Source organism: Rahnella selenatireducens (genome assembly GCF_046449555.1).
Lineage (GTDB): Bacteria > Pseudomonadota > Gammaproteobacteria > Enterobacterales > Enterobacteriaceae > Rahnella > Rahnella selenatireducens.
Map to the genome: position 1 here is coordinate 253,609 of NZ_JBKEZJ010000005.1, position 19,953 is coordinate 273,561.

General features: G+C 54.5%; 18 protein-coding genes. 5 read left to right on the plus strand and 13 right to left on the minus strand.

The features are described 5' to 3' along the window. Window positions 1–26: 26 nt before the first annotated feature. From ACLBVC_RS10960 to rstA, 6 genes are all read right to left on the minus strand, one after another. Window positions 27–908, minus strand: a complete 882-nt coding sequence (locus ACLBVC_RS10960; RefSeq protein WP_410149610.1) for a trypsin-like serine peptidase — start codon at window positions 906–908, stop codon at window positions 27–29. Window positions 909–1,058: 150 nt separating this feature from the next. Beyond that, window positions 1,059–1,139 (minus strand): small membrane protein YdgU, encoded by an 81-nt coding sequence (gene ydgU, locus ACLBVC_RS24850; protein ID WP_455567028.1) that lies wholly within the window; start codon window positions 1,137–1,139, stop codon window positions 1,059–1,061. Between the two features lie 116 nt (window positions 1,140–1,255). Beyond that, window positions 1,256–1,735: an acid resistance repetitive basic protein Asr gene (gene asr / locus ACLBVC_RS10965; RefSeq protein ID WP_195815867.1), complete on the minus strand. Its 480-nt coding sequence runs from the start codon at window positions 1,733–1,735 to the stop codon at window positions 1,256–1,258. A gap of 891 nt (window positions 1,736–2,626) precedes the next feature. Continuing rightward, window positions 2,627–4,108 (minus strand): carboxypeptidase M32, encoded by a 1,482-nt coding sequence (locus ACLBVC_RS10970; RefSeq protein ID WP_410149611.1) that lies wholly within the window; start codon window positions 4,106–4,108, stop codon window positions 2,627–2,629. A 2-nt stretch (window positions 4,109–4,110) separates the two neighbouring features. Then, a complete protein-coding gene (gene rstB, locus ACLBVC_RS10975) occupies window positions 4,111–5,436 on the minus strand; it encodes a two-component system sensor histidine kinase RstB (RefSeq protein WP_410149612.1) in 1,326 nt (441 codons plus the stop codon). Beyond that, a complete protein-coding gene (gene rstA, locus ACLBVC_RS10980; RefSeq protein ID WP_410149613.1) occupies window positions 5,433–6,164 on the minus strand; it encodes a two-component system response regulator RstA in 732 nt (243 codons plus the stop codon). Before rstA ends, rstB begins: the two co-directional genes overlap by 4 nt. Before the next feature lie 360 nt (window positions 6,165–6,524). On the opposite strand from rstA, the gene ACLBVC_RS10985 reads away from it, so the two are divergent. Further along, window positions 6,525–6,944 carry a hypothetical protein gene (locus tag ACLBVC_RS10985; RefSeq protein ID WP_104922006.1) on the plus strand — a complete coding sequence of 140 codons (420 nt, stop codon included), beginning with the start codon at window positions 6,525–6,527 and terminating at the stop codon, window positions 6,942–6,944. A gap of 78 nt (window positions 6,945–7,022) precedes the next feature. Here the strand turns inward: ACLBVC_RS10985 and ACLBVC_RS10990 are convergent, their stop codons facing one another. From ACLBVC_RS10990 to ACLBVC_RS11000, 3 genes are read right to left on the minus strand one after another with little or no spacing between them, the layout of a single operon-like run. Then, window positions 7,023–8,258, minus strand: coding sequence for a c-type cytochrome (locus ACLBVC_RS10990; protein ID WP_410149614.1), 1,236 nt, complete (start codon window positions 8,256–8,258; stop codon window positions 7,023–7,025). Continuing rightward, on the minus strand, window positions 8,255–10,018 hold the full coding sequence (locus ACLBVC_RS10995) for a GMC family oxidoreductase (RefSeq protein WP_165057389.1): 1,764 nt from the start codon (window positions 10,016–10,018) through the stop codon (window positions 8,255–8,257). The genes ACLBVC_RS10990 and ACLBVC_RS10995 overlap by 4 nt, the downstream gene beginning before the upstream one ends. Window positions 10,019–10,032: 14 nt before the next feature. Further along, window positions 10,033–10,782 (minus strand): gluconate 2-dehydrogenase subunit 3 family protein, encoded by a 750-nt coding sequence (locus ACLBVC_RS11000; RefSeq protein ID WP_410149615.1) that lies wholly within the window; start codon window positions 10,780–10,782, stop codon window positions 10,033–10,035. 457 nt (window positions 10,783–11,239) lie between these two features. Between ACLBVC_RS11000 and ACLBVC_RS11005 the strand changes: the two genes are divergently transcribed. Further along, a complete protein-coding gene (locus ACLBVC_RS11005) occupies window positions 11,240–12,757 on the plus strand; it encodes a YchO/YchP family invasin (protein WP_410149616.1) in 1,518 nt (505 codons plus the stop codon). A gap of 59 nt (window positions 12,758–12,816) precedes the next feature. On the opposite strand, the gene narL is transcribed toward ACLBVC_RS11005, so the two are convergent. Both narL and narX read right to left on the minus strand, forming a co-directional pair. Next, window positions 12,817–13,467, minus strand: a complete 651-nt coding sequence (gene narL, locus ACLBVC_RS11010) for a two-component system response regulator NarL (RefSeq protein ID WP_104922132.1) — start codon at window positions 13,465–13,467, stop codon at window positions 12,817–12,819. Next, entirely contained in the window at window positions 13,464–15,254 is a 1,791-nt protein-coding gene (narX, locus tag ACLBVC_RS11015) for a nitrate/nitrite two-component system sensor histidine kinase NarX (protein WP_410149617.1), read from the minus strand. Before narX ends, narL begins: the two co-directional genes overlap by 4 nt. Before the next feature lie 362 nt (window positions 15,255–15,616). Here narX and ACLBVC_RS11020 point away from each other — a divergent pair, with 362 nt between their 5' ends. Then, window positions 15,617–17,035, plus strand: coding sequence for a NarK family nitrate/nitrite MFS transporter (locus tag ACLBVC_RS11020; RefSeq protein ID WP_410149618.1), 1,419 nt, complete (start codon window positions 15,617–15,619; stop codon window positions 17,033–17,035). Between the two features lie 54 nt (window positions 17,036–17,089). Here ACLBVC_RS11020 and rcnR read toward each other — a convergent pair whose 3' ends face one another. After that, on the minus strand, window positions 17,090–17,362 hold the full coding sequence (rcnR, locus tag ACLBVC_RS11025; protein WP_195815876.1) for a Ni(II)/Co(II)-binding transcriptional repressor RcnR: 273 nt from the start codon (window positions 17,360–17,362) through the stop codon (window positions 17,090–17,092). A gap of 121 nt (window positions 17,363–17,483) precedes the next feature. Between rcnR and ACLBVC_RS11030 the strand changes: the two genes are divergently transcribed. Next, window positions 17,484–18,398, plus strand: a complete 915-nt coding sequence (locus tag ACLBVC_RS11030; protein WP_410149619.1) for a nickel/cobalt efflux protein RcnA — start codon at window positions 17,484–17,486, stop codon at window positions 18,396–18,398. An 82-nt stretch (window positions 18,399–18,480) separates the two neighbouring features. Here ACLBVC_RS11030 and ACLBVC_RS11035 read toward each other — a convergent pair whose 3' ends face one another. Then, entirely contained in the window at window positions 18,481–18,753 is a 273-nt protein-coding gene (locus ACLBVC_RS11035) for a DUF883 family protein (protein ID WP_410149620.1), read from the minus strand. Between the two features lie 236 nt (window positions 18,754–18,989). On the opposite strand from ACLBVC_RS11035, the gene ACLBVC_RS11040 reads away from it, so the two are divergent. Further along, on the plus strand, window positions 18,990–19,919 hold the full coding sequence (locus ACLBVC_RS11040) for a LysR family transcriptional regulator (protein ID WP_410149621.1): 930 nt from the start codon (window positions 18,990–18,992) through the stop codon (window positions 19,917–19,919). The last annotated feature ends 34 nt before the right edge of the window (window positions 19,920–19,953 follow it).

A 19,953-nucleotide genomic window follows, 5' to 3' on the forward strand; every position in this document is an offset into this window, starting at 1 on the left:
TTTTTGTTTTGAGGTGCAGCAGAATATTATTGCGCAGCAGGGGCTGCTGTAGAGCTGGCACTGATCACACCGGAAGACAAGGTGCTCAGTGCATCGCGTATTGCCGGAACGGCCAGCGCGCGGTTGTCAGCCAGATAGCGGTCCTGTGCCGCCGGAGCTGAGCTTTGAATCGCAATCAATGACCAGCCTTCCGAATTTTTGATCAGCAACGGAGAGCCGCTGTCCCCCGGCAGCGTGTCGCAACGGTGCGAAAGCACGCCTGGCTGCGCCCAACCGGTAACCTGACAATCCTGATGGACATACAAATCATCCAGATTATCTTCAGGATATCCGGCCTGGGTCACCTTTCTGCCTTCCTGTTTCAGCACGGCGGTCAGGTCATCACGCGAACCTTCCCAAAGTGGTAACGGCTTGATCGGCAGAGCGATTTTTTCATCTGTCAGGCGGATCAGCGCGAAATCAAACGGCGCAGCTTTCGGCGGCACAATCCAGCCCTCGCCGTCAGCTTTCAGTTTCTTACCCAGCTTCGGGTCAACCAGTGTTTGTAATGCAGTGATCTGGTAACGCCATTTCTGATTATGCGAAATAAAACGCAGGGCGATCACTTTGTCGATTTTGCCTGGCGGTGCCAATACACAGTGGCCTGCGGTAAGAACCAGATGTTTAGAAATTAAGGTTGCGGTGCATAAATTGCCGCTTTCCGTTTCTATCTGACCAATCGCCTGCCACGGCCAGTGTGCGGCGGCGGCAACGGGAGTGCGCTGATCGTGTCCGAAGAACAGGGCGGTTTTTTCTTTAAGGCTGATAGCAGGTGCGTCGCTATCTGCATCATCCGGAGAATCTGCATGAACGAGAGGGCTGGCGGTAAAACAGAAAAAGCACAAAAACAGCGGTAACGCGATGCGCATAACATTCTGACCTTGAAAACAGGGAGAACCCGTGAACCAGTTATTATGGAACGATTATAGACGGTTATCTTTCGTGATGGATATATTTGTCTGATAACTCAATCTTTTGAGCAGACGGCGGGCGCCATCTCAGGGTACTTCACAATGACATCAGAAGTAGAAGAACAGGGTGATCAGACCGCAGAGGATCAGAGAGCACAGGGTGATTTCGAACAGGTAGCGGCGCAGCATCTTCCATCAGTACCTCAAGATAAAGAACCGGAGAAAAAAACACCCGGCGAACCGGGTGTTAAGTCATCAGTCTTGATAATGGTGAGTAGATACGCTCACAAAGACTTCTTTACGACTTATGCTGCTGGAGTTGCTTTTGCAGCTGGTGCAGCTTTCTTAGCATGTTTTACGTGTTTTTTAGCTGCCTGCGCTTTCTGAGCTACCGGAGCAGCTTTTTTAGCGTGTTTCACGTGTTTTTTAGCAGCCTGCGCTTTCTGAGCTACCGGAGCAGCTTTTTTAGCGTGTTTTACGTGTTTTTTAGCAGCTTGCGCTTTCTGAGCTACCGGAGCAGCTTTCTTAGCGTGTTTTACGTGTTTTTTAGCAGCTTGCGCTTTCTGAGCTACCGGAGCAGCTTTCTTAGCGGCTTTTTTATGTTTTTTAGCAGCCTGAGCTTTCTGAGCTACTTTCTTATGAGTCTTGTGCTTAGCAGCATGCGCTGGAGCAGCAGTAGTCGTTGCAGCAGCGGCTGGCGCTGGAGTTGCTGTAGTTTCAGCAGCGAAAGCGACAGAAGACAGACCCATTGCAGCGGCTACAACCAGAGCTAATACTTTTTTCATCTTTAATTCCTCGGAATTTCGTTTAAGTGTCCACCCCACTGCGGGGCCGGTATGAAGAATACTAGGCGGGTTGAATCGCAAAGTCCGTGAGTGATTGGTTTCGGCGTGTAACGGAATGTACAAAGGGGGGATTTCAGGGAAATCATGAGGTTATGCGGTGGGGCTGCAGCGCTGGCGGCTTAACATTATTTGGATCGAGAAAGTTTCGGTTTTTCAATAACAGTTATAACTCAGCGGCTCGCGCCGAAACCGACCAAAAGGGGAAAAGCGTTTCCCCTTTTGGATTTCCCCACGTTTTTCAACACGCGCTCCCGCTCGCTAGCTATGTTTCAGGTGCCACAGCTATTGCCGCGAAAACTTGCCGCTGCGCGGTTCCCTTTCTCGGTTTCGAGCCACAGGTCTCGAAACGCTTCGTTCGGCAAGCTTTCTGAAAGCGGCCACGAGATATGTAATTCAGCAAACTTTCACGAGCGGCTGGTTTGCTCCTCCCCCTGCGAAGGGGGAGGTTGGGAGGGGGTTTTGCAAACCTCTGAGTCGCTAAAACCAACACCCCATCCCGGCCTTCCCCTCGTGAGAGGGGAAGGAGCAAATCAAAACAACCTGCATCATTCTTCCGAATTACATAGCTTCCAGCCGCTTTCAAAACGACGTTGAGGGAGTGGTGAGAAACAGTGAGAGTCTTTTTTCGAGCAGGTTCGAACCCGAAGCGAAAGTACCGCGCAGCGGCGACGTTTGCGGCAATAAGGGGAGTTTCTGAAACATAGCCAGCCAGCGGCAGCGCGCAGTGAAAGAGCCCGGGGTTCTTAGGGGTGGCGGCGATAAGCCACCCCTAAGGCCAGTTTGGGTGGCAACCCAAGGTCTTGAATTTGAATTCAATGCCAGGCTGCTACCTTACAGGTATCTATTCTCCAGGTGTGCCCTGAAGAACCCCGGATTCAATGTCTCCCCGGTTGCATTCGCCATCAACTGGTCAGTGGTAAACCGGCTCCCGTGTTGCCAGATATTCTGCTGCAGCCATTGGAACAGCGCCGTCAGGTCGCCGCGGGCGATGTCTTCCTGCAAGGTTGGGATCGCTTTGTTGGCGAACTGGAACAGCTGCGCGGCGTACATCGCGCCGAGCGTGTACGTCGGGAAGTAACCGAAACCGCCGTCGGTCCAGTGGATATCCTGCATACAACCGTCGCGGTAATTCCCCACGGTATTGATGCCCAGATATTCCTTCATCTTGCTGTTCCACAGGGCCGGAATATCGTCGACTTCGATTTCGCCTTCCATCAGCGCTTTTTCAATTTCATAACGCAGGATGACGTGCGCCGGATAGCTGAGCTCATCGGCGTCAACGCGGATTAAACCCGGCTGGACGCGTTGGTTAAGCTTGATAAAGTTGCTTTCATCCAGCCCCGGACGCTGACCGAATTGCTCGATAACCAGCGGGTACACCGATTTCAGGAACGGTTCGCTGCAACCCAGTTGCATTTCAAACAGCAGGCTTTGCGACTCATGAACGCCCATTGAACGAGCATTGGAAACCGGCTGACCCAGCCATTCTTTCGGCAGGTTTTGTTCATAACGAGCATGACCGGTTTCATGGATGACGCCCATCATGGCGCTGAGGAATTCATTTTCGTTGTAACGCGTGGTGATGCGCACATCTTGCGGAACACCGCCGCAGAACGGGTGAGCGCTGACGTCCAGACGACCGGCATCAAAATTAAAGCCCAGACGATCCATAACTTTCAGGCCGAGCTGACGCTGTTTTTCGATGTCAAACGGGCCTTGCGGCGCAATGCGGGATTCGGTTTTCTGCTTTTCCACCACGGTTTGCAGCAGATCTGGCAGCCAGGTTTTCAGGTCGCCGAACAGAACGTCGAGTTTCTGCGAAGTCATACCCGGTTCATATAAATCGAGCAGGGCGTCATAACGGCTGATACCCGCGGCTTCGGCACGCAGTTTGGCTTCTTCACGGCTCAGTTTTACGACTTCTTTCAGGTTATCGGAGAAACCTTCCCAGTCGTTGGATTTGCGCTGAATACGCCATGCCTGTTCGCAACGTGCGCCAGCCAGTGATTTTGCCTGTACCAGACTTTCCGGCAACAGCGCTGCCTGCTGATAATGACGGCGCATTTCACGCAGGTTCGCCTGTTCCACATCGTTCAGCTGCTCGCCACCGGCCTGTTCCAGCCATTCGCCGACCTGTTTCGCAGTGAGGATCTGATGCGTCAGCACGCTCAGTTCAGCCAGCGCTTCGGAGCGCGCCTGGCCGCCTTGCGGGGGCATCATGGCCGCTGCATCCCAGCCTGCAATCGCCGATAAATGGCCGAAGCGGGATAAACGGGCGAAGGTGTCATGCAATTTTTTATACGCGATGGTCATTATTAGCTCCCTTCCTGGTTTTGGTCAGGCTGTTCAACAGCCAGATTGAATAGGGGTTTTACCGGCCAGCTGAAACGCATGCTGGCTCCGCCGAGTGAACTGCTTTCAACCGCAATACGTCCCTGATACGCCACGGCGATAGAGTGGACGATTGCCAGCCCGAGCCCGCAGCCGCCGGTTGCGCGGTCGCGGCTCGGGTCGAGGCGGACAAAGGGTTCGAAGATCCGTACACGTTCTTCTTCCGGAATGCCGGGGCCGTCGTCTTCGACCTGTAAATGGGCCATTTCGCCATCGAGCCAAAGGCTGATGCACAGCATTTCCTGAGAATAACGCAGGCCATTGTTGACCAGATTGTCGAGCACGCGCTCCATTAGCCGTAAATCGACGCCGCCGAAATCGAGGTTTTCAGGCGCCTGATAAAGGATAGTGCGTTCAGCATTGATCAGGCGGAAATCCTCGACCTTGTCTTCGAGCCAGTGCGCCAGATTCACTTTTTCCAGATTCAGCGCCACCTGCGGGCGATCCAACCGGGCGTAGGTCAGCAGTTCGTCGATCAATGCTTCGAGTTGTCCGATGTCGCGGTTAATGGCGTTTTGTTCGGACTCCGGCAGGTTCTCGCTGATGGCCAGCCGGTAACGCAGACGTACCAGTGGTGTGCGAAGTTCGTGGGCGATGCCGTCAATCAGCTGTTTTTTACTGGCAACCAGCGTGCTGATGTTGTCCGCCATCTGGTTAAACGCGACGCCAAGCCTGTTGAGGCTGGAGGTCGAATCAAAATCGATGCGTTCGTCGAGGTGTCCGTTACCGAGGCGCAGCGCGGAGTTTTCCAGCCGCAGCAAATCCTGCCAGTGCGGGCGCATCCACAGAAAGACTGGCAGCGCGAGCGAAAGGCCGATAAAAATCAGCAACCCCAAATCAAGCAGCCGCATTTCGTGCATGTAAAACAGATAGGGGATCGGGCCGACGACCAACACATAATGGCTGCGCGGAACACGCTGAATAAAGGTGTATTCGTCGTCGAGGGCGATAATCTCGCCATCTTTCAGGCGCTGATCCAGCGCCGGGCTGAGTTTGCGTTTCCCGAGCGGTTCAATGTGGAGTTTGAAAGACAGGTTCAAATCCAGCGTATTAATGGTCTTGTTCCAGTCTTTAATCGGGATTTCCCTGAGCTCACTGCGCATCAGGTAAAGCGAACTTTTCATCAGGTCATTCATGGACTGACGGCCTGTGCGTTCGGCGGTGACTTTGTACACCAGGCCGACCAGCATCGCCATCACCAGGAAACAGACCAGCAGTAACAGAAAGAACTGGACGAAAAGCTTTCTCATTCCTGTAAAGACTCCCAGGCATTCGGAGCAAACAAATACCCTTTATTGCGCACGGTTTTGATGCGGAAAGGCTCGAGGGTATTGTCGTAGAGTTTTTTGCGCAGACGGGAAATCGCCACGTCAATGCTGCGATCCAGCCCGTCGTAGCTCACGCCGCGCAGGTTTTTCAGTAACGCTTCGCGATCCATAATGCGTCCTGCGTGTGTCGCCAGTTCCCACAGCAAATCAAAGTCTGAGGTGGAAAGAATGATGGTTTCATCCACCAGCGTGACTTCGCGGTTCACCGGGTCAATACACAACTGGCCGAAGTGCAGTGCGTTGCCGCTTTTCAGCGTCTGAACCGGTTGTTCGTTTTGCGAGGATTGCACCGGGTTCTGGCGCAAATGCAGGCGTAACCGTGCCAGCAAAACGGCAGGCGGTGTGGTTTTCAGGATGTAGTCGCTGGCGCCCATTTCGAGCGATAAAATGTGGTTCATGTCACTGTCGAGCGAGGTCAGCAGCACGATCGGGCCGGGGAAAATAGGGCGCAGATCGCGGCACAGCGTCATGCCGTCTTTGCCCGGCAGCATGATATCCAGCAGGACAAGATCGGGTTTTTCTTTCTCAATACGCGCCTGCGCCGTGTCACCACGGGGCTCGACCAGCACGTCGATATCATGTTTACCCAGATAGGCGGCGATCAGGTTGCCGACTTCCGCATCATCTTCTACAAAAACGATTCTATTCATTGGCTTGCTGTTATAAGAAATCCGGTGAGTAGCATAGCGTGACACGTCTGCTGACGCCATCGCGCTAGCGTAATAGAACGTGACATTTTTGCGGCATAAATTCCATATCCGCTAAATATTTTGGCTAAATTCTGAAATGCTAGCAAAGTGCGTTTCAGTGACGGAAAGCGCCTGAACCGACTGGCAAAGTGTTGTTGAATTATGCCATTATACAGACGAATAAATTTAGCTTCATAAATTGATCTGCATTATCTATCTGCCGGCAGATTCTTTGTCAGCAGGCAGAGCACTGAGCACACCTTCGCACGTTCTGTACAGACGTTCAAATGAACAGGCCCTGACCAGGAAGAGGAAACGGGGATGAATGAAAATCGCCTGGTACCCGATGCGCGCAGTCAAAAAGCGTCCTTTGACTACATGGAATATTTGTCCGCATCCTGCAAAAAGAAATGGAGTTTTGTCGACGCTATTTATGGCGTGATGCCGTTCTTCGGCATGGTTCTGAAATCCCGTTCGAAAAAAGATAAATCGAAGCAGGAAGCCTTGCGCGCACTCGCTTTGCAGGTGGTTTCCACGCAGGTCAGCGACGAAACGAATATCGTCCGGCTGATTGAACTGGCAGAGCAGCAAAATATGTACAGCATCGATATCAACCTGCCGTACTCGCTGACCGACGATCAACTCACCGCTATTAAAGTGGAATGCAAACATCTGGTGCAGCTGAGTCAGAACAACGATCACCTGTTAGTGCAGATTATGCAGATGCCTTCACAGCACTGACCGTTCGGTGCGAAAAGTCTTCAAACGTCAGTAAGAAAAAAGGCCGCTTTCGCGGCCTTTGTCCTGTCTGGCGTCCGGTTATTTCTTCAGCTCTGCACGTAAATCTTTCACATCGCTTGCCGAAACCGGTGCCGCGGCATTTCCCCAACTGTTGCGGATGTAAGTCAGCACGTTCGCCACGTCCGTATCGCTCATGTTGGCATCAAATGACGGCATAGACGGCGCGGTTGGTTTGCTGTCGGTCGCGACCGGACGGCTGCCCGCCAGCACAACGCGGATCAGGGATGTCGCGTTTGGCTGGTTGATCAGCGCGGAATCGGCGAGGCGCGGGAACAACCCTTCCTGACCCATGCCGGATGGTGTGTGGCAGGCGGAACAGCGGTCGGCGTAGATATTTTTACCGGCCACCATCGCGCTGTCTTCGGCTTTAACCGGAGAAGGGGCAGTACTGCCGCTGTCGTGACCGCTGTCTTTCAGGTAAACCGCGACGGCTTTGAGATCCGCATCCGTCCAGTGCTGCGACGAATTCGTCACTTCTTCCGCCATCGGGCCGGAGGCAATATCGAAACGGTTTGAACCGGTTTTCAGATATTGCATCAGATCTTCCTGCGTCCAGTTACCGATGCCCGTATGTTTATTGCTGGTGATGTCCGGCGCAACCCAGTTTTCCACCACAGCGCCTTGCAGGAACTCGCTGTCTTTATCGCCGCCAATCATGTTCTTCGGCGTATGGCAGGTGCCGCAGTGGCCGAGCCCTTCAACCAGATACGCGCCACGATTCCATTCCGCGGATTTATCCATCTGCGGTTTGAATTCGCCTTTTTTGAAGTTCAGCCAGTTCCAGCCCATCAGGCTGGCGCGCACGTTGAACGGGAACGGCAGCTGATTGGTTTCCACTTCGTGATGCACCGGTTGCAGGGTTTGCAGATACGCCCAGATGGCGGCGTTATCTTCGCGGGTCACTTTGGTGTACGCCGTGAACGGCATCGCGCCGTACAGACGTTTACCGCCGTGGCCCACGCCTTCGGACATTGCGCGCTGGAAGTCGTCGAAAGACCATTTACCGATACCCGTTTCCGGGTCCGGTGTGATGTTGGCGCCGACTAAACGGCCAAACGGCGTTTCGATCGGCACGCCACCGGCGAACGGTTTGGCGTCCGGCGTGGAGGCAGTGTGGCAGGCCGCGCAGTCGCCGACGGTAGCCAGATAGCGCCCTCGTTCAACCTGCTCGAAAGAGCCGTCACCGGCGGCGTGCGCCAGGCCGTAAACACTGAGTGCCAGCAAGCCGAGTGAGAATGACGTTAACTTTTTCATGCGATCATCTCTCCCGGTTTTTTCAGGTAATAGTTACGGATCGCATGAGCGGCTTTAAACGCCAGTGCGCCGACGGTGCCGGTCGGGTTGTATCCCGGGTTCTGCGGGAAGGCCGACGCGCCGACCACAAACAGGTTCGGCACATCCCAGACTTGCAGGTGTTTGTTCACGGAACTGGTGGACGGATCTGCACCCATCACAAATCCTCCGACAACGTGAGACGACTGATACGGCGTACCGTTCCAGTGGCCTTTCATCGGGTTGGCAACCAGCTGGCGCGGATTCATCGCTTTCGCAATTTCCGCCACTTTACCGGTGCAATACGCCGCCATTTTCAGGTCGTTTTCCGGGAAATCGAACGTGACGCGCAACAGCGGGCGACCCAGACGATCTTTGTAGTTAGGATCGAGCGACAGATAGTTAGTTTTGGTGGTGTAGCTGCTGGCCTCGCAGCCGATGGACATCGAGCTGAGATAGTTGGCCACGGTGGCTTTTTTCCACTCGGAACCCCATTTCGGCGTTCCCGGTGGAACAGGACGGTAGCCGATCGGCGCGCCACCGATTGGCGTGACGCGGATACTGCCGCCGCCAAAGAATCCGAGGCCGCTGTGGTCGAAGTTATCGTTGTTAAAATCATCAATGCCCATTCCGACCGCACCTGCGCCGATGAACGGGTTGAAGTTCTTGTCATCGAAGAACAGCTGCACGCCGTTGGCCGTCTGATACGCGTAATTACGGCCGGTAGTGCCCTCTAACGTGACCGGATCATAAGGTTTGCCGATGCCGGAAAGCAGCATCAGGCGGACGTTTTCAAAGGTGAAGGCACTGACGATCACCAGATCGGCAGGCTGTTCCCATTCGTCGCCGGAAGAGTCGATGTAAACCACGCCGGTTGCGCGTTTGCCGGTGGAATCTTTCAGCACCTGCATCACTTCACAGTTGGTACGGGCTTCGAAATTCTCTTTGCGGATCAGCGCCGGTAACACGGTGGTGATGGCGCTGGCTTTGGAGTAGTTAGCGCAACCGTAGTTGGTGCAGAAACCGCAGAATGTACACGGCCCCATTTTGACGCCAAGTGGGTTGGTGTAAGGCTCGGAAATCAGCGAAGAGGGCACCGGGAACGCTTTGTAGCCCATGTTGCGTGCGGCTTCGGCAAACAGCGTCGGGCCGTAAGGCTGATCCATCGGGCGGGTCGGATATTCAATCGAGCGCATGCCTTCATACGGGTTACCGCCGTCGCGATGCTCGCCGTTCACGTTGCTGGCTTTACCGGAAACCCCGGCGATGCGTTCAAACGAGGCGTAGTGCGGCTCCATTTCTTCCCAGTCGGTTCCCCAGTCTTGCAGAACCAGTTCTTCAGGAATCGCTTTTGCGCCGTAACGTTCGGTCAGATGGCTTTTCAGGCGGAATTCGTCCGGCTGGAAGCGGAAGGTAATTCCCGCCCAGTGGTTGCCTGCGCCGCCGGTGCCATTGCCCGGATGGAACGAGCCCCATTCACGCATCGGTAAGGCGGTTTGTGCCGGGTTGTTACGGATAGTAATGGTGTTCTGACGCGTGCGTAACATCAGTTCCTGACGGGAGTTGTAACGCAGTTCGTCGGCGACGGTAGCCACGTTAAAATCGCGCGCCGTATCACGCCACGGGCCGCGTTCAATAGCCACAACGTTGAGACCTTCGTCACACAGTTCATTGGCGATGATCGAGCCGGCCCAGCCGAGCCCGATAACCACCACGTCGGTTTTAGGTAATTTCTTTGCCATAATGTTTTCTGCCCTTAGCTCTTCATTTTCCATGCGTCGCCGCCTGAAATGCTCAGCGGTTCCAGATCGAGTTTCTGGTTATGTTTGCCGACATATTCGCGGTAATCGTAGCGTGCGCCGGGGAAGCCCAGCATTTTCCACGACACCATATTGCGGTTACCGCCATAAATCGGGTCAGCGAAGAAACCTTCCATGGTGTTCTTGAGCGCGATGGCGAAGAACAGTTTGGAATCGATCCCATCCAGAGCAATTTTTCCGCCTTCGAGGCCGGACAGGATTTGATCCTGCTGGTCGCCGGGCAGATCTTTGAACAGTTTCTGATGCTGCGACTGGCTGTATTTATCCAGCGCGGCGAGGCCGAGACGATAACGTTGTTGAGGAACTAAAGGAGACTGGTCGCCCTGTTCGGGTGTGCCGTCCTTGAACGGGCCTTCCATGTAAAGGCGTGCGTACGTGCCGTAAAAGCCGGCTAGCTGGCGGTCGATAAAGACTGCGCATCCGGCATCTTTACCGCCGACGCTCAGATTATCGGCGGGTACCAGACGGTCAACAATGGCTTCCATGGCGGCGGCTTCGGCGTCGGTGAAGAACGCCCAGCCATCGATATCAATTTGCGGAGGCGGGCTGGCGTCAAAGGGGCTCCACACGGGCGTTCCTTTAAGTGTTACCGCGTTTGCGGCTTTGGCCGCGCCCAAGACTGCGGAGGCTGCCGTAAACGAGAGAATTTGCCTGCGGGTGACGCCCGGTAACGTTTTTTTGCTCATGTATGTTCCCTGTTTTTTATGTAGCAATATGCAGCTATTAATGGCGCACATCCCGTCGTCTTCCGGGCGGAAGAAAGGGGGAGAGGGACGCGTGCAGAAGCGTTTTACGGCCTGATGGCGGCCATTAAAAACGCCGGTCTGAATTCTGGTGCGCTCTGCAAAAGCAGTCGGGTGGCACCGGAATAAATCGTTAACCTGCTAAGGATAAATGAAAACGACCTGTAAAGATAAGTGATTAATTTGTTAAAAATGTTATTAAATGTGTGGCAATGGTTTCTAATGTTGTAATTTTAGACGTTTTTTTGTGATGTGCGTGGATTTTAACCGCACATATTGCAGGGAATACCCCCGCATAATTCCACTTTATGAAAAGGGTTATGTGGCCATTCATGGCATGAAGGTTGAAATATGTCGTTTGTCAGGTAAGATCAAACCTTACGTTTAAAATGTGCAAGGCATGACAAAGGTCACAGATTTTTTTTCTTATTTATTGAAGCGTTATGCGGGCTCAACCTGCTTCTTTCTGCTCGTGGCAGGGGGATTGGCTTTCTATGCTGGAAGCGCCTCTGCGCTGACGGCAGACCCTTCTGAAGTTGCTTCCGGCACCCGAGGGCTTTCGTATGATCTCTCCGGTTTCCTGCCTGCGGATGATGAACGGTCTGCGTTCAATACCGGAAACAGCCCGCAATCCAATGTGTTACCCAGCCTCGGCAGTCAGTACATTAAAAATGACAATGCGCCGAGTGCGACGGAAAAACAGCTCGCCACTACGCTGAAAGAACTCGGCACCACGACATCAGACAGCGACGATCCGCTGCGTTTGCAGGCGGAAAATATTGCGCTCAGCCAGGCCGCCAAACTGGTGCAAAAAGAAACCAGCAGTTTGCTTTCGCCGCTGGGCACTGTCAGCACGACGCTGGATGTCACAGGTCATAATCTGGATGGCAGCTCCGGCCAGCTTTTCAGCCCGTTGTACAATTCAGAGAATAATCTGGTCTACAGCCAAATTGGCCTGCAAAGCGCGGCGGACGCCACGGTGGGGAATTTTGGCCTGGGCCAGCGTTTTAATACCGGCGAGTGGATGCTTGGCTATAACGCGTTTATCGATAATGATTTCGACCATCAGCTGACACGCGGAAGTTTGGGCGCGGAAGCCTGGACGGATTACCTGCGATTTTCCACCAATTATTATCATCCGCTGACCTCGTATCGTGCGGACAGCAACACGTCAGCGCAATTGCGGCGTCAGGCGCGCGGTTACGACATCACCACCAAAGGCTATTTGCCGTTTTACCGTCAGATCGGGGCGTCGCTCAGTTATGAGCAATATTTCGGTAATCAGGTGGATTTATTCGGCAACGGTACGCGCCAGAGTAACCCTTCTGCGGTCTCGTTCGGGCTGAATTACACGCCGGTGCCGCTGGTGACCGTGATGGCAGAACATCAGGCCGGGCAGGATGGCGATAATCAGGATGTGGTGAAACTGACGCTCAACTATCGTCTGGGCGTGCCGCTGGATCAGCAGCTGTCATCGCAGAATGTTGCCGCAGCGCGTTCACTGCGTGGTAGCCGGTTCGATATGGTCGACCGCAATAACCTGCCGGTGATGGAGTTTAAACAGCGGAAAACCCTGTCGGTCTATCTGGCGACGCCGCCTTGGTCGTTACAGCCGGGCGAAACGGTGCCGCTGAAACTCCAACTGCGTGCGCTCAATTCCGTTGTTGCGCTGAGCTGGCAGGGCGATACGCAGGCGCTGAGCCTGACGCCGCCGGCCAATAACCGTAACGCGGAAGGCTGGAGCGTGATCGTGCCGCAATGGGACAATTCGCCGGGTGCCACTAACAGCTACCGTTTATCGGTGACGGTGGAAGACAGCAAATCGCAGAAAGTGACCTCAAATTGGATCACGCTGACTGTTTCCCCACCGCTGACGGCGCAACCGCAATACGGCGATGACGCCGGGCTGAATTTCTAGCTCCCCTTCGCAGGGGAGGGAGTTAACCGGAAATGTACTGAGTATCCGTGAAGTAACGCTTAAATCACGTTACTCTGCAACACCCAAACCGCCGCTTCGACGCGGGATTTTAGCTTCATCTTTTTCAGCAAATGCTTCACGTGAACTTTCACTGTGCTTTCGGTGATGTTCAGGCGGCGGGCAATCATCTTATTCGGTAACCCTTCGGCAATCAGCTTGATGATGTCGCGTTCGCGCGGCGTCAGGGACTGAATATCGCGATCGCCGCTCGGACGGCTTTCACGCAAACTTGCGGCCAGTACCGGCGTCAGCGCTTCGCTGAGCACCATTTTGCCCGCCGCGGCGTTGTGCAGGGCGGCCAGCAAATCTTCCGGCTCCATGTCTTTGAGCAGGTAGCCGTCCGCGCCGCGTTTTAACGCCGTCACCACGTCATCTTCATGATTGGATACGCTGAAAACCACCACGCGGCCAGACAGCGAGGTTTCACGCATTTTATCCAGCGTATCCAGCCCGTTCATGCCGGGCATGTTCAGATCCAGCAGGATCAGATCCGGGTCGAGCTGTTTCGCCAATTCGACACCCTGTTCGCCGTTGCTGGCTTCGCCAATGACTTGCAGGCTGGCATCGAGCGCAATCAGCTGTTTCACGCCGTTGCGCAGCATAGGATGATCGTCAATCAGCAAAATGGTGGAAGGGGTGATGTCGTTCATACTTGCTCCTGGGGATTAATGGGTAACGCTTCCGGACGGAAACGGACCGTGACTTCTGTGCCGCCGTCCGGACGTCGGGCAACCCGACATTGGCCGTGTAATGTGCTGGCGCGATCCTGCATGATAATCAGGCCGTAATGATTTTGCCGCTCTGCGTCAGGGGAAATACCCTCGCCGTTATCGCAGATGCTCATGGTGATTTCGCCTTCACTGGCGTGCAGCGAAAGGGAAACCTGGGTCGCTTTCGCGTGTTTATAGGCATTGTTCAGCGCCTCGCGGGCGATGTGTAACAGGTGAATGCCCTGATTCGCCGGAACCGATCGCGGCGGTATCTGATAATCGAAATCTATCCTCAGCCCCATGCGGCGCGAGAATTCATCCACCGTATGTTGCAGCGCAGCCCGCAGGCCGGGTGTGTTGATCGTCAGGCGGAACGTCGTCAGCAATTCGCGCAGCTGGCGGTACGCGGTGCTCAACTCCTCACGCATCTGCTGTAACAGTGCCGCATCTTCCTCACACAATCTTTCCTGATGCATCTGCAAACAGGCCACCTGAATTTTCAGGCAGGAGAGGGACTGCGCCAGCGAATCGTGAAGCTCGCGGGCGATGGCCGAACGTTCTTCCATCAGCATCAGCTGCTGCTGATCCTCAGCCTGCCGAGCCAGCATCAGCGTACTGGTCAGTTGCTCTAGCAGCGTATTCACCAGCTGTTGCTGATCGTCATTAAGATGTTGCCCCGGCGGCAGCTGGGCCAGCAGAACGCCGTAGTTTTCGCGCTCATCGCGCAGGCTCCAGCTCAGGGATTCTCCGGTTTCACCCGCATGTTCGCCCACTTTCGGGCTGACCGGCTGGCGCGGTGAGGCCTGGCTGAATTCATTAAACACTTCCGCGCCGTTATTTTCGTATTGCCGCACCTGCACGCCACTGAGCGGTGTCAGCGATTGCAGCTCTTTCAGTACCGGCTGCATCCGCATTTCCAGCGGCGCGCTGGTGTGCAACTGGCGGCTGACGCGGTACAGATAATCCAGCACCCGGTTTTTCTGTTGCAGATCGGCAGTTTTCTCCGCCACGCGCTGCGCCAGATTATCGACCATTTCACCCAGCGCCACTGACATACTGTTGAGCGAATCACCGAGAATATCCATCTCGTTATGCGCATGGCCAGTCGCCACGCGTTTGCGTTCATAGCGGCGGGTGAAGTCACCGGCGGTAATTGCGCTGGCCTGAGCGAGCAGGCTGCGCCACGGCGTCAGCAGATGGCGACGCAGGAACCAGATGGTCAGCGCCAGCAGGATCAGGGTGAAAGACACCAGACCGCGCTGGATCAGCGCGATCTGCTGTAAATGGTATTCGGTTTTGTGCTCGAGTTCGGCCACCAGCACATCAAGCTGGCCGACAAATACTGCCATATTGGCGGAGACGTCCTGCGGATGTTTTGCCGCCAGAACCTGATCGCGCAAAGTGGTCTGCCAATAATGGCGCAGTGCAAAAAATTGCGGCTGGAGATTTTCACGCTCAACGGCTTGCAACAAATCGGCGCTGTTCTGGTCAACTTCCATCTGGCGGATATACGCAGCGCTTTTGCCGTTAAGCGGCACTTCGGACAATAACCGGTAACTTTGCATGCGCAGCGAACCGGCTTTATTAATGGCGTGGGCGTTACCTTCAATACTTCCCGCCATCCACGCCGCCATGCTCATTCCGCCAATGCCAAGCAGGCCGAGCAACAGCATCAGCATGGTGATCTGGCTGACCAGCGACAGAGATGGCAAAGCGCGTTTAAACATAACTGAGTTCCTGGACCTGTGTCGGGAGCGGTAAATACCGTGTAAAGCTGAAACGATATAATTACGGAGTGGCATTTTTTATGATCAGGGGGAGTTTCCCTATACCTCTTTGTGATTACTCCTTTATTTCCGCGGGGACGATACCCCTGATAAATAAAGGGGGAATAAGTCACCAACTCAATGAATCTTAGCACTTTATCCGAAATTCGCCGGATACTCACAAAGGATTTGTGGGCTTTTTTTCGCCTTTTTACACCTGCCGTTGCGTTGATTTGCATCAACATGCGGAAGCGGTGCTCTACCTAGTGTGTGCGACATAACTCAGTCATTACAACTATAACGCGCTGCTACACGAGGTACTTATGTCACAAACATCTGCTCCATCAACGGAAAAGCCGTCACGCCTTTTGCAGGACTGGCGGCCGGAAGATCCGGCTTTCTGGGAAAAAACCGGGCATAAAGTGGCGAGCCGAAATCTCTGGATCTCCGTGCCTTGTCTGCTACTGGGGTTCTGCGTCTGGATGCTGTTCAGTCTGGTTTCCGTAAACCTGAACAAAGTGGGTTTTAACTTCACCACCGATCAGCTGTTCATGCTGACCGCGATTCCTTCCGTGTCCGGCGCTCTGTTGCGCGTCCCTTACTCGTTCATGATCCCGCTGTTTGGCGGCCGTCGCTGGACAGCACTCAGCACCATTTTCCTGGTTCTGCCATGCGTATGGTTGGGCTTTGCGGTGCAGGATGTCAGCACGTCCTACAATACTTTCCTGGTTATCGCATTACTGTGTGGTTTCGGTGGCGCGAACTTTGCGTCAAGCATGTCGAATATCAGCTTTTTCTTCCCGAAATCCAAACAGGGCGGTGCGCTGGGCATAAACGGCGGTCTGGGCAATCTGGGCGTGAGCGTAATGCAGCTGGTTGCACCGCTGGTGATTTCCCTCGGCGTGTTTGCGGCGTTCAGCGACAAACAAACGCTGGCGAATGGCGCAGACATGTGGCTGCAAAACGCCGCGTGGGTGTGGGTGCCGTTCCTGATTATCGGGACTGTCGCGGCATGGTTTGGCATGAACGATCTGGCGACGTCTAAAGCGTCCATCCGCCAGCAACTGCCGGTACTGAAGCGCGGCCACCTGTGGATCATGAGCGTGCTCTATCTGGCGACGTTTGGCTCATTTATCGGTTTCTCCGCTGGTTTTGCTATGCTGACCAAAACCCAGTTCCCGGACGTGAATATCATTCAGTACGCGTTTTTCGGCCCGTTCATTGGCGCGCTGGCGCGTTCCGGCGGCGGTATGCTTTCAGACCGTCTGGGCGGCATTCGCGTGACGCTGGTCAACTATATCGTGATGGCAATTTTTGCCGGTTTGCTGTTCCTGACGCTGCCAGCCGGCGGTGTGGGCGGAAACTTCCCGGCCTTCTTCGCGGTCTTCATGGTGCTGTTCCTGACGGCCGGTCTGGGCAGTGGTTCCACGTACCAGATGATTGCGGTGATCTTCCGCAAGCTGACCACCGATCAGGCGAAAGCACGTGGTGCAACTGACGACGAAGCGCTGCGTGAAGCAGTGACAGATACCGCGGCGGCACTGGGCTTCATCTCTTCAATTGGGGCGATCGGCGGTTTCTTCATTCCGAAAGCTTTCGGGACATCTCTGGCACTGACCGGTTCACCGGCAGGGGCGATGAAAGTCTTCCTGGTGTTCTACGTGGTGTGTGCGCTGATCACCTGGCTGGTGTACTGGCGTAAGCTGAACAAAGGTTTTGCGACCAAACAGGTCAGAAAATAAAGTCTGACAGACAGTAACGAAAAGGGGCTTTGGCCCCTTTTTCATGGGCGCAATTCACTTCACGTAAGAATTCAGCACATTCAGCACGACATCCAGATCGGCCTCGCGCTTCGCCACATCCTCTTCATGCACCAGATGATCGGTCAGATGTCCCTTGATCACTTCGCGCATCAGCCCGTTTACCGCGCCCCGGATTGCCGCAATCTGCTGCAAAACTGCTGAGCATTCGTGCGGTTCATCCAGCATTTTATTCAATGCCACAACCTGTCCCTGAATCTTGCTGGTACGCGCTTTCAGCTTCTGTTTATCGCGAATTGTATGTGACATGTTAACTCCCTGATGGCCGTAAATACGCAGATAGCATAACACTCTCAAGATACTGGGGGGTAGTATATAATACTGGGGGGGAGTACAATCGTCCGCGCCACTTCCATTGAGAATGATAACGATGAACGACTTTGCCACCTTGCTGCAGCAGGGGAATGCCGGGGTATTTATTCCCAGCGCCATATTGTTAGGGATTTTGCATGGTCTTGAGCCGGGGCATTCGAAAACGATGATGGCGGCATTCATCATCGCGATCAAAGGCACCGTCCGGCAGGCAGTGATGCTCGGGCTGGCGGCTACGGTTTCGCATACCGCCATCGTCTGGCTGATTGCGTTTGGCGGGATGGTTATCAGTAACCGTTTTACTGCCGAATCGGCGGAACCCTGGCTCCAGCTGATCTCTGCCGTGATTATCGTCGGGACGGCCGCGTGGATGTTCTGGCGGACTTATCGCGGAGAAAGCGCGTGGAAACAACAGCAAAACGGCGCAGGGCATACCCATGATCACGGCGCTGATGATCACCATCACGATCATCCGCATGACCATCATCACGGTCACGATCACGGACTTCTTCAGGCGGCCAGCGTGCCTCATGCCATTAACGCTAAACCGGCGAACCTGGCAGGGTTTCGCGTTAATGTCGCTGCGCAGGAGTATCAGGATGCGCACGAAAGGGCGCATGCGGGGGATATCGCGCGGCGGTTTGCGACACAGGAAGTCACCAACTGGCAGATTCTGTTCTTCGGCCTGACCGGCGGGCTGATCCCGTGTCCGGCGGCGATTACCGTACTGCTGATTTGCATCCAGCTGAAAGCGCTGGCGCTCGGTGCCGCGCTGGTGGTCTGTTTCAGCTTCGGGCTGGCGTTAACGCTGGTGACCGTCGGTGTGGGGGCGGCGGTGAGTATCCGTCAGGTTGCCAAACGCTGGAGCGGATTCAACACGCTTGCCCGGCGCGCACCGTATTTCTCCAGCGCACTGATTGGCGCTGTGGGAATCTATATGGGCGTGCACGCCTTTATCGGGCTGACGGCGTAAAACGAATTACGGGATGCTGAAAACAAAGAAAGCCCAACCGGGCTTTCTTTAACTAAAGCTTTAATCTTACTGAAGATCAGGCTTATTTGCGGCCAAGCAGCAAACCGAGCACGACACCGATAGCGCCTGCGGCGATCAGTCCCGACAGCGGATTTTCTTTAACCTTATCCGCAACATCCGAAACCACTTCACTCGCCTGAGCAGAGTATTTGCGCGCTGCGCCTTTCAACTGGTGCTTTGGTGAATCCACAAAGTCGCCAAATTGCTTTTGCGCTTCGCCTGCGAACTCGTTCGCTTTGTTTTCGACCTTATCAGCCAGACGATCTGCATCGTTATCGAATTCTTGAGATGACATTTTAGTGCTCCTTTGTTTGTGACAGCTTTTAAGCGTAGCCGGAAATTACGATGTTTGCCGGATTCTTGTCTGAAAAGTCAGAACGGACACGCTGATGACGTTCATCCTGCTATCCGCTATGCTTCGTTAATTATTTCGCACGGATTTCGGGCCATTCTTTGTGTGTACGCACGGTGGTACAACAATGAATCAATACGCTTACAGCGTTTTAGCAACATATTGAATAACCAATTAAAATGGACATCAAACAGCTTATTTATCTCTGCAATCTTGAACGGGAACGTCATTTCGGGCGGGCGGCGGAAGCCAGTTTTGTCAGCCAGCCGACGCTGTCGATGCGGCTCAAAAACCTTGAAAAAGAACTCGGGCTGAATCTGATCAACCGGGGCAACAACTTCGAAGGATTCACCGCCGAAGGCCTGCGGGTGCTGAGCTGGGCGCGCGAAATTGTGGCGGTTTACGAAGGCCTTAAGCTGGAGGTGGAATCTCTCAAACAAGGCATGAGCGGGACGTTACGCATCGGCGTTATGCCGCAGTGCAGCGTTTCGCTGGCGCAGCTAATCAAAGCGGTGAGCCAGGCGCATCCGGGGCTGGATTACCGCGTCTCGGAAGTCAGCGCCGATCAGTTGATTGAAGCGCTGAGCAGCCATTCCGTGGATGTCGGCATCGGCTTTTTCGAATTTTCGACCCTCAACGAACTGCGTTTCCAGCTGGTGTCGCTTGATGACGGCGGCGTGGACGTGGTGTATCACCCGGACCATTTCCCCGGGCTGGACAATGTGGGGCTAATGACCGCCGAACAGGCTGCGGCGTTGCCTTTGTGTCTGTCCGAGCCGAGCCGATATTTTCGCCGGTACCTGGATAATTTTTTCCGTCAGGCCGGGCTGGAACTTCATCCGCGTCTGGAAAGCACCTCAATATTTCAGCTGATGCAGGGCGTGTTTGTCGGCATTGGCTGTGCGCTGGTGCCGAGCGGACATCTGATTGATGAAATGCATCCGGCGCTGAAACGCTGCCCGCTGGACATCACCCCTATGACCCGCCACGCAGCATTGGTGGTGGCCGAACCGGGCAGGGCGACGGCGCTGGCACAGCATTTCTTCACCGCCGCCGGTCTGTGGCTGACGCAGCAACAACCGCTTAAACCCCCGTCGACGATAAAATAAAACCGGCATTGCCGGTTTCTCTCCCATTTTCCTA